We start from the raw sequence: 12,959 nt of genomic DNA, 5'->3' as shown, positions 1-12,959 counted from the left end.
AACCAAAAGCAAAAACTGTGCCTTTTTGGTAATTTGGTAAAAATGTTCAGAAGCACTCAGCAGTTTGCAAAAAAGTCTGGTCAAAAGCACCTGTTTTTGGCAAAAGACTTCCCATTTTGAAGAATTTCATTAATAATCAAGCTATCAATTTATAGGAGGCGTCACAATGTTAACTATCGCATATCTCGGAAATGGGAAAAGCACCAATCGCTACCATCTGCCTTTTTCAACCAAGCTACAGGATAAAATCAAAGTGAAGACGATCTATTCACCAAGCGGCAAGCTGACCTGGCCAACACTGGAAGGCGTTCATTACACCTCTGACTTAGAGGATATTTACCGTGATCCTGAAATTCAATTAGTTGTGGTCACGACCCCTAGTCATTTGCATTATAAATTAGGCAAGGATGTCTTGCTTCATGGGAAAAATGTCTTGATCGAAAAACCTTTTACGGAAACCTCGGCACAAGCAAAAGAATTGTTCGCACTGGCGCAGGAAAAAGGCTTGTTTGTGCAATGCTATCAAAATCGACGCTTTGATTCTGATTTTTTGACCACGCAAAAAGTGATCGAAAGTGGCGTGCTCGGAGATCTCTTAGAGGTAGAGATGCATTATGATTATTTTCGTCCAGAGGTTCCACGGTCAGTGACCGAATTTTCACTGAATACTAGCTACTTGTACGGACACGCTTGTCATACACTGGACCAAGTGATCTCCTATTTTGGGCAACCTGACGATGTCCATTATGAGGTTCGGCAATTGCTTGGAAAAAATCGCATGAACGATTACTTCGATTTGGATCTGTTTTATGGTCGAATGAAAGTCTCAGTCAAATCTAGTTACTTCCGATTAAAAGAGCGGCCTAGTTTTGTCGTTTATGGCGAAAACGGCGTTTTTGTAAAACAAACGAAGGATCGACAAGAAGAGCATCTAAAACAGTTTTATCTCCCAGATCATGCAGATTTTGGGATCGATTTGCCAGAGCACTATGGCACACTAACTTATATGGATGCTAACGGTGACTACCATGAAGAAAAAGTCATCTCTGAAATTGGTGATTATAGCCGTGTGTATGAGGGCGTCTATGAAACGATCATCAATGGCAAAGAGAAAATCGTAAAAGACGAAGAAACGATTTTGCAACTCGAAATGCTAGAAACAGGCATCAATCAAGTGATCACTGAGTCATAAGGCAGAGTGATTACGGGGCTTTTGACAAACAAAGCGCCTGAAGGCATCAACTGACTCAACGTAAAGGAGGAGATACGAATCAAACCTTCAGAAATCCTGCAAGAAGAACAGCAGCTGCAGTTTGCTCATTTTGACAATGACCTCGCATTGCGGTTGGTAATTGCCATTGATCAGTACGTTAAAAGGAACTATCCGAAGCCGGTAGGGATCAAAGTTATTCATCATGGCTTGACGATCATTCGATTTTTAATGGCAGGGCGAAAAGAAAGCCCTTGGCTTGAAAGAAAAGAACGAACGGTACTAGAAAGCGGGCATAGTTCACTATATGTCTATACCCAAAAAGATAGAGATACACAATTCGCTAAATGGGCAGAAGACGAACACTATGCAATTTGTGGCGGTGGTTTTCCAATTATCGAAGACAGAAAAGTCACTGGTGCTATCTGTGTGTCAGGTTTGGCCCATTTCGAGGATCATAAAGTGATCACCGAAGTATTGAAACAAATGATCTAAGAAGATAGAAAAGGGGAAGCAAGATGAACTTAGCGATTTTAGGCGCAGGCATGATTGTCCATGATTTTTTGACGGTGGCGGGGGATGTCCCGCAGCTTGAACTGTCCGCTATTTTTGGGACAGAAAGTGATTTAGAGAAAATGAATCACTTAAAACAGCAATACGGGATTCAAACCGTCTACACAGAGTTAGGGGCATGTTTGGCGGATCCATCCGTTGACACCGTGTATGTCGCATTACCCAATCATTTGCATTATTCTTTTGCCAAAGAAGCGATCCTCGCTGGCAAACACGTCATTTGTGAAAAGCCATTTACGTTGCAGACACGAGAATTAGTAGAATTAACAGAATTGGCAGCTGCCCATGAGGTGCTTTTGATGGAAGCAATCACGAATCAGTACTTAGCCAACTATCAAGGAATCAAAGCGCAGCTTGAAACATTGGGAGAGCTGAAAGTGATTGAATGCAACTATTCGCAATATTCTTCTCGTTATGATTTATTCAAAGAGGGAACCGTTTTACCTGCATTTGACCCGAAAATGGGTGGTGGGGCATTGATGGATATCAATATCTATAATATTCATTTTGTCGTCGGGCTTTTAGGAAAACCCAAAAGTGTCCGCTATTTTGCTAATGTCGAACAGGGGATCGATACTTCTGGCATGCTGTTTTTAGACTATGAACAAACAAAAGTCGTTTGTATTGGCGCCAAAGATTCGACAGCGACGATTCGCTCAACGATCCAAGGGACGAAAGGATCGATCATCGTCAATGGGCCAACGAATATGCTTGCCAGCTATGACGTTGAACCGATCAACGGGGCAAAAAGCCATCAGGATCAAAGCGTTCACGGACATCGTATGTTTGAAGAATTTACCTGTTTTGCACAAGCCATTCACGAAAATGATCAGGCCTTTGTCAAGGAACGCCTTGCCCATAGCAAGCTGGTGATGGAAGTAGTGGAAAAAGCATTGGCAGATGCCCAGATCGTATTAGGATAATCGCATCAATGAGGAAAGACACCAGCTTCTTAGAAAAGTTGCTGGTGTCTTTGTTTGTTTTCTTATTTTTTCTTCTTTAAACTCAATAAGGTTAGTGGGATACCCAGGGTGAGATAGCCGACAATCGTCATCAAACAGACGACCAGCCAAAAGTTATCTACTGCTAGAAACGCAATCAGACCATAGGCCACCAGAATCGAGAGAAAATAAAAAAGAAAGAGCTGAAAAAAGCGTTTAAAACTCACAGTCATTCATTCTCCTTTGTTGTTAAACTGACAAGAAAAGTATACCATATCAAACGCAACTTCAAGGGATGATTGTGAACATTCGTAGGAGCCGCAAAAGGCGAATTGTTTTGTGGGCTGACCGTGATTCGCTATACTTGAAGGGAAGAGAAAGCGTAGGAATTTTTTTAGGAGAAGGAGGAGACAGATGAAAAAGGTGGATGTACTGATTATCGGAGCGGGTCCAGCTGGAACGGCTGCTGCCTACGGGTTAAAAGCCAAAGGAAGGACCGTGGCGATCGTTGAAGCCGATTTATGGGGTGGCACTTGTCCCAATCGCGGGTGTGATCCGAAAAAACTACTGATGCGAGGCGTAGAAGTCAAAACAGAGGCGAAACGTATGCATGGCAATGGCGTTCAAGAAGAGGTATCCATTGATTGGCCGGCACTGATGGCGTTTAAGCGCTCGTATACTGATCGTGTGCCGGAGTCAACCAAACAAGGGTTACTAGCAGAAGGAATCACTACTTACTACGGACAACCCGCTTTTCGTGATGCCCATACGGTCGTCGTGGACGCAGAAGAGATTCAAGCAGAAAAAATAATTATTGCGACAGGACAGCGTCCAGCCGTACTGCCAATCGTCGGCAAGGAGCATTTACAAAGCAGTACTGATTTTCTTTCCTTTGAAAAGATGCCAGCAACGATTGCTTTCATAGGTGCTGGGTATATTACCTTCGAATTGGCGATGATCGCTCAAGCAGCAGGTGCTGAAGTTCATGTGATCCATCATAATGACCAGCCGCTAAAAGGATTTGATGCAGAATTAACCACAAAAATGGTTCGCTCAATGCAGGACCAAGGCGTTTCGTTTCACTTTAATCAGAATACGCAGCGAATCACGAAAGAACAAAACCGCTATACGATCCAGACACAAGCATTGTCTCTCAACGTAGAAGCAGCGATTGGTGCCACGGGACGCAGACCCAATAGCGATCAGCTGCAACTGGAAAAGGCAGGGGTAGAAACGTCAAAACAAGGGATCGTAGTAAATGAGTTTTTGCAGACTAGTCAAAGACACATCTATGCCATCGGGGATGTGCTCGCGAAAAAGCAGCCCAAACTGACCCCTGTTGCCAGCTTTGAAGCCGCCTATCTTGTCGAGCATATAGATGACCAGAAAATGCCTATCCGTTATCCGCTGATCCCTACACTAGTTTTTGGTGCGGAAAAACTGGCAAGAATTGGGATCAGTGAGCAAGAAATTGCCGATAATGCCTCAGAATATCATAGCGAGGTGATGGATCTATCTTCTTGGTACACCTATCGACGAATCAATGATCAAGAGGCAAAAATCAAATTGGTTTATGACACATCTGATACCATCGTTGCTGTCACGATTTTTTCTGCATTGGCCGATGAGTTGATCAACTACTTTGTTTTTGTATTAGAAAATCAGCTATCGAAAGAAGCGATTGCCAAGATGATTTTCGCGTATCCAACACCTGCCAGCGATTTGCCTTATTTTCTATAGATAACCAAACAAGCCTGCGCTAGTTTCCGCTAGCACAGGCTCTAAATTATTATGTCCGTATTGACTATAGTCTGCCAACCTTAAATGAACCTTAAAGTTGGTCTGAGGATTATTTAAGAAACGGGTTTGTTTCCTAGTAAAAGTAGATTTTCAGGCTCTCTTTGAAAGCCGGCGTACCGCAATGATTAGTACGATCGATGACAAGAAGAGTCCGATCAAATAGATGATGAAAATAAAATCCGGCTCATAATGCCGATAATTGAATATTTTTATCATAAAAAAGAGAAACGGGATCGCTGCAATAAGGGTTGAAACGAAACGTTTCCGCCATTGTATGAAAAACGATCCAATCACTAGAAAAAGACAAAATGGGACCCAGAAGATCAGATGTCCGATAAGTTCGATTTTTCACACCTCCTAGCAAGTAAAATCATCATAACGTTTCTTCCTAAAAAGCAAGCGTGAATGAAAAAATAATCCCATTAGGCACGTATGAAATTATGAGTGGAGTCTTCTGAAAAGTTCACAAGAAATCTGAGAATTTCAAAAGGAAATGAAAATCGAGCGATTAGGAATGTCCCAATAGGCCGAGAAAAAAGCACCTCTTGCAGGATTCATTTTCACTTGAATCCTGCAAGAGGTGCTTTTTCGTAGAAAATCTGGTGCTTTATTCAATTGATAGCAAAGAAATGATTAGGAAGGAACGGCAGTCTTTTTTTATGGCAAGATCTTCTTACTATAAAAAAGGGAAATGACCATACCTATGTCCAATAGATCCTTATAATAAAATCCTTTCAGTGGCCCAAAGTGTAAGAGAAATCCGAGAATCATTAATACAAACAGCAGCAGGAAGAGCAGGTTGAAAATGGTCATTAAGCGAAAACTGAAATGCCAATTACTCAAGAAATACTGATATTTCGCTGCTCGGTAAATTTTGTTTTGAATCGGAATTTTCTTGAGTGCAGGAATGGATTCATGATAGGACGTAAATAACTCGTAGTCTTTTTTTGTCAGCACTTCTGAGAATATGTTCGTCCCCGCTTGAAAGTCGAAATAGCCCCAATGGAATTGCTCTTTATCATCTGGCGATTCATGCTTCATCAGCTTTCTTGGCTTGATGGTGAAGGCTTTGATGGTCTCATAGGGGTAACTGAAATAGGTGTTGCTTTCTAGATAGTCGATGATGACCAAAAAAAGCATTCGGGTCTCTGTGAAAACCAACAAACGATTGCCACGGGTGTCATGAAAGATGTCACGGTATGCTTTTGCTTTTTCGGTTGTTGCATAGGCATAGGCGCCAAGCCCTTGATTGGCGAAGGCGAGGTTTCCATCTGGCGTCAAGGGCAGATAGCCAAGAATCGTTTCGTCTTTTGCTAAAAGCGTCCGAAGCTCCTCTAATAGATCTTGCAAGAAAACATATTGTTTGGACAGCTCGAAGGTTGTTGCTTTTTCTTGTTCAGATACTTTTGTCAGTGGTTTATTTTCATTTAAAACTAACTGTTTAAAATCCATCGATAGTCATCCTTTCTTTTAAGCGTTTGCGGCCACGGGAAAGACGATTGTAAATTGCTGAGATATTTAAGTCCGTCTGCTCTGCGATGGTTTCGGGTGATTCCTGATAAAAATAGTAGAGCAGAAAGATCCTTTGATCGAGGGCTTCAAGGTCTTCAATAAAGCCCAAAAAGTTTTCCTTTGTCAAAGGTGAATCTTCGATCGCTAGTTCCTGCTCATCAACCGGCTTTTCTTCCAGCGAGCGTTTGTTCAGCTTCCGCTTGTGGTCAATCGCACGACTGCGACTAATCAAAAGCAGCCACGTAATCAAACGACTTCTTTCTGGTTGGTACGCAGCAATCTTTTGCCAAACCTCGTAAAAAACTTCGTTCGCTACATCTTGTCGCTCGCTCACTTCATGCGGTTGCGAGAGGACACTATGAATCGTCCTCAGCATGCTATCACCATAAACCGCTAACAGTTGTTCTAAACCGGCATAGTCTTTCTTTTTGATTCGTTCAATGATTTCTTCATCCTGCACCTTTTTCACCCCTTCACACTGTATACGAAGAATTTTTGCCTTTTCTATCAGAAAAAGAAAAAAACCTCTGTTAACGAGGTTTATGTTCTTTGGCCAGAAGATCTGTGGCCAAGCGCTGTGCTAAATACTCCCAAAGAATGCCGCCAAAAAAAGCACCAATCATATAAAGAGTGACTGCTTGCAGCTCCACTGGATTATTTGCTAGCCAGAAAGAAAACAGCGAGCCGATGATCAATAGGTAGCTGCCAAAAAGCACTTGCCGCCACGAGCGTTTATTAACAAACTTGCTAATGATAAAGGTTGAAAGGATCATCAAGAGAATTTGGATGAATGCCAGCGAAGGCAGAAGTGCAAAGCCAGAAACAACCATTTCCCAAAATTGTTGAATCAAGAAAAAGAAGGCAAAGAGAATCAGCCCGCGTGAGAGTATACTAAGCCGCAAGGAAGATATTTTTTTTCGCATTTGTTTACTCCTTGAAAGGTTTTCTTTATTATAGCAAATTTTTAGTTAAACAATGTAAAAAGATGAACGAGAAGGTCTGCAAAAAAAAACTTCTCCTACATGTGCCTACTTTTAGTATGCTTGAAAGAAACGAGTGGATGGACTCGATACATAAGGAGGATTTCATGCCAATGATTCTTTTTGCACCTGCCAAATGGTCCTCAGAAAGCGATGCAGGAGATTGAACACTTTTTAGAAAAAAACAGTTTTCCTACTAAAAAAAAAGCGATTATCATTGAGATAATCACTTTTTTTTAATAGAGATCTAATAGCATCAGCAAACCCGGGACCCACGTAGTGAAGATACCGCAAGCGATCGCAAAATAATGAATCTTACGTCCAAAGTTTACCTTTACGATTGTGTCTAAAAAGCCGCAAAACCATAACGCTCCCCATGTTAACCAAATCAGTGCAAAAAGGGGATCTTGCTCCCATCGCCAAGAAACCCAGGCAAAAGGCAAGGTATTGATGGCTACGAATAGTGCAAAAATCCCATAAATACGTAGATCTAAATCAAAGAGGTAAATGATCCCTACCAACAAATACGTGAATGCAAAGAGAAAGCCAGTGCCTGCTTCATAATAAGCGCCTTGAAGCATATACACTAGATTGATAATAAAAGATAACGAACCTGTAAAAAGATTGATTAAAGCAAGTGAGCGATAGTCAATGTGAAGCAAGCTGCCCCAACCATTGATTATCAAGGTGATTCCTACGAAAAATAAGCCAATTCCTAACATAAAATCCTCCTTTAATTAAATTTAGAATAACAAATTCTAAGAAAAAATAATAGCTCTATTTGCTTTTGTGTCAATAAAAATAAAAATAATCGGTAAATCTGCTATTATTTGCTGTTAAATTTGATAAAATCAATAGCAAAGAGTGTTGCTTGCCGATGCTTTTCTCGATAAGGGGAAAATTTCAGCGTATAATAAGAACTTTTACTCGTTGAAAGAATGGGAAAAGAGACAGCATCAATAGATTTTCAGTGTATTGATCGGACAAAAAGCAGACGAAGCAGTAGTTTATCAGTTTTTACAAATTTGCAGCAGCGAGGACTGCTTCGTGGAAAGGAGGAATTATGCCGAGAAAAGACCGAATTTTACTTTTTATTGACGACTATATGCAAGAACAAGGTTGTGCACCTACCATACGGGAAATCTGTGCCAATGAAGAGATAAAAACAACTTCTTTGGTTTATCGTCATTTATTGCGTCTTGAAAAAAGAGGCCTGATTTACCGAGCTTACCGTTATAAGTCACGCTCGGTACGTTTTACAGATGAAGGGAAGGCCTATGTCAAAGCGTTGCGGCAAGCGCAAGGCAATGAAGAATAAATAAACACCAAAATAAAAAAGCCTTAGGCTTTTTTATTTTGGTGCACGGTAGCCGGCAGCTTCCGCTTCAGCGATCGTTTTGAACCATTCTTTCGGGTTGGTAGTATCCTCGTAGTATTTAGATCCTGGCAAATGATAGATGCCACTTTTTGACCCTTTAATTAAACCGTTGCCTTGTTCATCGACATATTGTTTCTGTTTCTCATCCGCTTCATTGCTTTTATTGCCGGCAGAAGTCGAAGCTGTGGTTTTTTCACTACTTGAAGCATCCTTCTCCGATTGTGGCATTTCTTCGCTTGAAATTTCGCTGGTACCATCCGCATAGTTGATCGTGACGCCATCTTGGATGTTAAAGATATAGCAGTTAAATTGGATCGTGTCATCACCAATGGATTTTGCTTGCATCTGGACACCACGAGCAACCAGTTCGTCTTCGCGATAGATCGGAGTGACGGAATATCGGACATAATGCTTTTTATCTTGCTTGAGATAATAGTTGATATCCATTTCTAAGCGCAACATCTCGGGATTGTTCAACTGACTAGTCCCCGTGATCAAATTCTTCCAGTTTGCATTTTCGCCAGCTAAAGCAAACCCAATCAAATGGGTCCGATTATATAAATATTTTCCATTGGGGAGTTGCTTATTACGCCAGCCCGTTGGTTTCACACTAGAGATATCGCCACGCTTTTCCGTTGGCATCAAGGATTGATTCAACATTGCTTCAGCAGAGGTCGCACGATTGAGGTGGTCAAGGTCGCCGTATGCTTCCCAGGCACCATTTTCAAGTGAAAGATCATCTTCTGAAAACTCAGGAATGTTCTGATTGACTTCAATCGTTTGGGTGCCTTGGTAGGTTAACTGTGCCAGTTCATCTGCACGAATATCCTTAGCAGAAGTGGCAGTCACCTCTGATGATGGTGTGTTATGGTTTGGGAATAGCTCATTATTTTGTAGGAAACCAAAGCCAACTGCTGCGAGTGCGAGAAGCGCAGTGACCGATCCGATAAATGTTTTTTTCTTTGCCATCTTTTTTTGCCTCTCTTTTCATTGATGTATAGTTAGCATAAACGGGGAGTAAAAAAACTGCAACCCATTCATCATACCATTTGCATAGAGCGTTTGACAGAGCTTTCCTGCTGCTTTTGTTTTTACTCTTGATTGTTTCCAATCAACGCTCCTTACAAAGGGAATATATTAGAATAAAATTTTTCGTCTGCAAGCCATATTTTTCATGTTTTAAAAAAACTATGTGATATAATGAGTAAAGTTGCTGCTCTATCCCTTTGGTGCTTGTTTTAATAACAGGCATCTCCAGCTGCGGAACGAAATTTCAGCTGTCTAGCAGACAACCTTCAAACGAAAGAAATCCGGACAATTTTCTGAACGCTTTCCTTTCTTTCTTTGGGCAAAATTATAGGAGAAGGAGTGTATCCCATGAACCAGCAAGAAACTATCTTACATCATTTAAATAAGAAAGACTCTGAAAAATTAAAAAAACTTGTATCAGGAATGGAAGAGCTGCCGCTGTTACAATTATTCAGTAATTTATCCGCGGATGAAAAAGTGATCGTTTTCCGACTATTACCGAAAGATAAAGCCCTTATCCTATTTGAAGATTTGACACCAGCCACACAACAACACTTGTTACGCTCTTTCACCGATGAGCGGGCAACCGAATTTGTAAACGAAATGGCCCCCGATGTCCGTGTAAGGCTCTTGGATGAGCTGCCAGCCACCGTGACGCAAAAACTTTTACAATCGTTGGCACCCGATGAACGAGCCGCGACAAACCTCTTATTAGGATATGAAGCTGAGACTGCTGGCCGTTTAATGACACCGGAATTCATCACACTGAAGAAAGATATGACAGTCAATCAAGCGTTAGAAAAAGTGCGGATGCAAGCCAAAGAAAAAGAAACGATTTATACGCTCTATGTGACTGATCAAACGAAAACGTTAGAAGGTGTTTTGTCGCTGAAAGATCTCTTGATGGCACAAGGGGAGCAACTCATCAGTGAAATCATGTCACGAAAAGTAATCTATGTGACCACTGACACGGACCAAGAAGAAGCGGCACGTTTGCTAAATGAACTAGATATCATTGCGCTACCAGTCGTAGACAAGGAATCACGAATCGTTGGGATCATCACTGTCGATGACGCCATCGATGTCATCGAGCAAGAAACGACGGAAGACATGTTTAATGCCGCAGGTTTAGTCGATGTTGCTTCTAATGAAGCAGACCGTAGTAATGTTCTGATCAACGGCAGCCTTTGGCAAATTTGGAAAGTCCGATTGCCGTTTTTAGTGATCACTTTGGTTGCTGGTCTTTTAGCTGGGGTCGTCATTGATGAATTTGAACAAACATTGGAATCGGTGGCAGCTGTTGCAATCTTTATTCCTTTGATCATGGATATGGGGGGGAACGTTGGAACACAGTCCTCAACTGTTTTTGTTCGCGGGATGTCATTAGGGCATATTGATCTTTCGACCTTCACCCGCCATTTCTTTAAAGAGGTTTGGATTGGCTTGAGTTTAGGTTTGATCGTAGGGATCATCTCCGGCACCGCCGCTTCACTATGGCAAGGGATCCCAATGTTAGGTGTGGCTGTTGGTGTTTCGTTAGTTTTTGCCATGACCTTAGCCGCAGCACTTGGTTTCTTAGTTCCGTTTGTACTTATTAAACTGAACATCGACCAAGCAGCCGGTTCGGCACCCATTATTACCTCAATCAAAGATATTGCCGGCTTGTTTATCTACTTTATTTCTGTAAATGCTCTCTTGGGACATTTACTTTAGCCATCCGTCCGTTCCGATGGTATAATAAAGCGACATCACATGATGAGCACAAAATAGAAAGGGGAAATGTCTTATGACAAATCAAATGAAGCAACATCAACTCGGAGGTTTCTCTTTTTAAGTGCGGCCTCCTAACTAACTGGAGGGAAATCATGGAAAAACAAGGAATTGTGGTCTTTCAGGCCAAAGATATCGCAAAAGTCCGCTTGACTACAGGAGAAGAATGTTTAGCAACAGTTACAGGAAAATTTCGCCAGCAGGCACTAGCACCCAAGGATTATCCTATTGTTGGTGATTTTGTACAAGGGCAGGTGTATGATCAAGATCATTTCTTGATTGATGCTTTGCTCCCACGAAAGAGTTTTTTACAACGAAAAGTAGCCGGAAATCGGACGGATGAACAAGGGATCGCGGCGAATATCGACACGGTTTTTATTGCAACTAGCGCCAATGAAGAATTCAATTTCGCTCGGTTAGAGCGCTTTGTCACGATCGCTTGGGACAGCGGGGCTAATCCGGTGATTCTCTTGACCAAAGCCGATCAAGTCACAGCTGATGAAAAAGCAGAGCTACTGCAAGCATTAAACGATGCATTTGGTGTGAAAACATTTGCTACGTCCATTTTTGAACCAAACGAATTGCTGATGGAAACGTATTTTTCTGACGGACAGATCAGCGCATTTATCGGTTCATCTGGGGTCGGAAAGTCCAGCTTATTAAATCAGCTTATGGCGCAAGACGTTCAAAAAACCAATGACATACGAGAAGATAGTCGAGGACGACACACGACGACGAGTCGTCAGTTATTCACTTTGCCCTCTGGCGCAATGATCATCGATACTCCTGGTATGCGGGAAGTTGGCATCAGTACCGTCCGCTCAGCTTCGATCGACCAATCCTTTGAAGCGATCAGCCAGTATGCTGAAGGTTGTTTCTTCCGAGACTGTCGTCATGAAACAGAACCGAAGTGCGCGGTCAAAGCAGCCATTGCTGCCGGTGAGCTTTCAGAAGACGCCTTCGCCCGCTATCGTAAAATGGAAAAAGAACTGGCGTATTTGAAGCGAAAAGAACAGATCAAAGAATTGAAAAAGTAACAATGAGCACTCCTTTCATTTAGGAGTGCTTTTTTGTGCGTTTCCAAAGAGTCTGGTTAAGTGGAGAAGAGGAGAGCTATAGACAATGTCCTTATCTTTTCACGAAAAAGGCGGCCAATTCCAAAGGGCACTACATGCTAAGTGGTTGAACTAAGCTAAGGTTGCCTAGCTGGTTACAAGCTGTCGTCAAGAAGCGCAGCATAAAAAACACAGTGGGGTGATTTCCCACTGTGTTTTGAGCAATGATTTGCCCCTGCCAAGGTACTTTCCAGTATAAAGGGTTGATCTGCAAATGACAACTTGAAAAAAGAGGGGGTCATTCGACAGAGCGCAAAATTTTCGTCATGGCTTTTCCTTTCGCCAGTTCATCAATTAGTTTATCTAGATAACGAATTTCTTGAACCATTGGCTCTTCGATCTCTTCTACCCGAATCCCACAAATGACACCAGTGATCTGTTTTCGCGCTGGATTGAGCTGTGGGGCTTGACTAAAAAAGGTTTCAAAAGAAAGCTCCTCATTCATCTGTTGCAGCGTTTCTTGGTCATAACCAGTTAGCCACGTAATAATCTGATCCACTTCTTCTTTTGTTCGATTTTTCCGCTCTGCTTTGGCAATATATAGGGGATAGACTTTCGCGAAACTCATTTGGGTGATTTTTTGATTTTTCATGATATGCTCCTTTAGTCTTTACACAAAGTATACTTTATTTTCTTCGTTTTGCCGAGATT

Annotated in this window: 14 protein-coding genes; 7 read left to right on the top strand and 7 right to left on the bottom strand. The window is 41.8% G+C overall.

What is annotated here, in order from left to right; all coding sequences use genetic code 11:
* The first annotated feature begins 166 nt into the window (after positions 1–166).
* From IGI84_RS08175 to IGI84_RS08165, 3 genes are all read left to right on the top strand, one after another.
* Positions 167–1,192, top strand: a complete 1,026-nt coding sequence (locus IGI84_RS08175) for a Gfo/Idh/MocA family oxidoreductase (protein WP_195265114.1) — start codon at positions 167–169, stop codon at positions 1,190–1,192.
* Positions 1,193–1,264: 72 nt separating this feature from the next.
* Positions 1,265–1,705, top strand: coding sequence for a heme-binding protein (locus tag IGI84_RS08170; RefSeq protein ID WP_321205995.1), 441 nt, complete (start codon positions 1,265–1,267; stop codon positions 1,703–1,705).
* A gap of 23 nt (positions 1,706–1,728) precedes the next feature.
* Entirely contained in the window at positions 1,729–2,706 is a 978-nt protein-coding gene (locus IGI84_RS08165; RefSeq protein WP_081119465.1) for a Gfo/Idh/MocA family protein, read from the top strand.
* A 62-nt stretch (positions 2,707–2,768) separates the two neighbouring features.
* On the opposite strand, the gene IGI84_RS08160 is transcribed toward IGI84_RS08165, so the two are convergent.
* Positions 2,769–2,957, bottom strand: coding sequence for a hypothetical protein (locus IGI84_RS08160; RefSeq protein WP_005226063.1), 189 nt, complete (start codon positions 2,955–2,957; stop codon positions 2,769–2,771).
* A 181-nt stretch (positions 2,958–3,138) separates the two neighbouring features.
* Here IGI84_RS08160 and IGI84_RS08155 point away from each other — a divergent pair, with 181 nt between their 5' ends.
* Positions 3,139–4,464 carry a dihydrolipoyl dehydrogenase family protein gene (locus tag IGI84_RS08155; RefSeq protein ID WP_081119464.1) on the top strand — a complete coding sequence of 442 codons (1,326 nt, stop codon included), beginning with the start codon at positions 3,139–3,141 and terminating at the stop codon, positions 4,462–4,464.
* 717 nt (positions 4,465–5,181) lie between these two features.
* On the opposite strand, the gene IGI84_RS08150 is transcribed toward IGI84_RS08155, so the two are convergent.
* The 4 genes from IGI84_RS08150 to IGI84_RS08135 form a co-directional block, all read right to left on the bottom strand.
* On the bottom strand, positions 5,182–5,976 hold the full coding sequence (locus IGI84_RS08150) for a hypothetical protein (protein ID WP_081119462.1): 795 nt from the start codon (positions 5,974–5,976) through the stop codon (positions 5,182–5,184).
* The gene (locus IGI84_RS08145; protein WP_081119461.1) at positions 5,966–6,505 is read right to left on the bottom strand and encodes a sigma-70 family RNA polymerase sigma factor; all 540 of its coding nucleotides are present in this window, start codon (positions 6,503–6,505) and stop codon (positions 5,966–5,968) included. The genes IGI84_RS08150 and IGI84_RS08145 overlap by 11 nt, the downstream gene beginning before the upstream one ends.
* Before the next feature lie 61 nt (positions 6,506–6,566).
* Positions 6,567–6,959: a hypothetical protein gene (locus IGI84_RS08140; protein WP_081119460.1), complete on the bottom strand. Its 393-nt coding sequence runs from the start codon at positions 6,957–6,959 to the stop codon at positions 6,567–6,569.
* Positions 6,960–7,252: 293 nt separating this feature from the next.
* Positions 7,253–7,738: an AmiS/UreI family transporter gene (locus tag IGI84_RS08135; protein WP_081119459.1), complete on the bottom strand. Its 486-nt coding sequence runs from the start codon at positions 7,736–7,738 to the stop codon at positions 7,253–7,255.
* Between the two features lie 341 nt (positions 7,739–8,079).
* Between IGI84_RS08135 and IGI84_RS08130 the strand changes: the two genes are divergently transcribed.
* Positions 8,080–8,334 (top strand): LexA family protein, encoded by a 255-nt coding sequence (locus IGI84_RS08130; protein ID WP_077453350.1) that lies wholly within the window; start codon positions 8,080–8,082, stop codon positions 8,332–8,334.
* Positions 8,335–8,367: 33 nt separating this feature from the next.
* Here IGI84_RS08130 and IGI84_RS08125 read toward each other — a convergent pair whose 3' ends face one another.
* Positions 8,368–9,363 (bottom strand): DNA/RNA non-specific endonuclease, encoded by a 996-nt coding sequence (locus IGI84_RS08125; RefSeq protein WP_142425473.1) that lies wholly within the window; start codon positions 9,361–9,363, stop codon positions 8,368–8,370.
* 408 nt (positions 9,364–9,771) lie between these two features.
* On the opposite strand from IGI84_RS08125, the gene mgtE reads away from it, so the two are divergent.
* A complete protein-coding gene (mgtE, locus tag IGI84_RS08120) occupies positions 9,772–11,136 on the top strand; it encodes a magnesium transporter (RefSeq protein ID WP_195265116.1) in 1,365 nt (454 codons plus the stop codon).
* 152 nt (positions 11,137–11,288) lie between these two features.
* Positions 11,289–12,230 (top strand): ribosome small subunit-dependent GTPase A, encoded by a 942-nt coding sequence (gene rsgA, locus IGI84_RS08115; protein ID WP_081119455.1) that lies wholly within the window; start codon positions 11,289–11,291, stop codon positions 12,228–12,230.
* A 316-nt stretch (positions 12,231–12,546) separates the two neighbouring features.
* On the opposite strand, the gene IGI84_RS08110 is transcribed toward rsgA, so the two are convergent.
* Complete coding sequence (locus tag IGI84_RS08110) at positions 12,547–12,900, bottom strand: DUF2200 domain-containing protein (protein ID WP_086292379.1); 354 nt, start codon at positions 12,898–12,900, stop codon at positions 12,547–12,549.
* Positions 12,901–12,959: the final 59 nt, after the last annotated feature.

The sequence above is a fragment of the Enterococcus sp. DIV0008 genome (assembly GCF_050542615.1).
GTDB classification, from domain to species: domain Bacteria; phylum Bacillota; class Bacilli; order Lactobacillales; family Enterococcaceae; genus Enterococcus_D; species Enterococcus_D innesii.
The sequence above is the reverse complement of the archived record's forward strand: the minus strand, read 5'-3'. Positions and strand labels throughout refer to the sequence as shown.

Excerpts from the sequence above, each read along its gene's own strand:
- IGI84_RS08175 (WP_195265114.1), top strand. The coding sequence starts at position 167 with ATGTTAACTATCGCATATCTCGGAAATGGGAAAAGCACCAATCGCTAC.
- IGI84_RS08165 (WP_081119465.1), top strand. The coding sequence starts at position 1,729 with ATGAACTTAGCGATTTTAGGCGCAGGCATGATTGTCCATGATTTTTTG.
- IGI84_RS08160 (WP_005226063.1), bottom strand. The coding sequence starts at position 2,957 with ATGACTGTGAGTTTTAAACGCTTTTTTCAGCTCTTTCTTTTTTATTTT.
- IGI84_RS08155 (WP_081119464.1), top strand. The coding sequence starts at position 3,139 with ATGAAAAAGGTGGATGTACTGATTATCGGAGCGGGTCCAGCTGGAACG.
- IGI84_RS08150 (WP_081119462.1), bottom strand. The coding sequence starts at position 5,976 with ATGGATTTTAAACAGTTAGTTTTAAATGAAAATAAACCACTGACAAAA.
- IGI84_RS08140 (WP_081119460.1), bottom strand. The coding sequence starts at position 6,959 with ATGCGAAAAAAAATATCTTCCTTGCGGCTTAGTATACTCTCACGCGGG.
- IGI84_RS08135 (WP_081119459.1), bottom strand. The coding sequence starts at position 7,738 with ATGTTAGGAATTGGCTTATTTTTCGTAGGAATCACCTTGATAATCAAT.
- IGI84_RS08130 (WP_077453350.1), top strand. The coding sequence starts at position 8,080 with ATGCCGAGAAAAGACCGAATTTTACTTTTTATTGACGACTATATGCAA.
- IGI84_RS08125 (WP_142425473.1), bottom strand. The coding sequence starts at position 9,363 with ATGGCAAAGAAAAAAACATTTATCGGATCGGTCACTGCGCTTCTCGCA.
- mgtE (WP_195265116.1), top strand. The coding sequence starts at position 9,772 with ATGAACCAGCAAGAAACTATCTTACATCATTTAAATAAGAAAGACTCT.
- rsgA (WP_081119455.1), top strand. The coding sequence starts at position 11,289 with ATGGAAAAACAAGGAATTGTGGTCTTTCAGGCCAAAGATATCGCAAAA.
- IGI84_RS08110 (WP_086292379.1), bottom strand. The coding sequence starts at position 12,900 with ATGAAAAATCAAAAAATCACCCAAATGAGTTTCGCGAAAGTCTATCCC.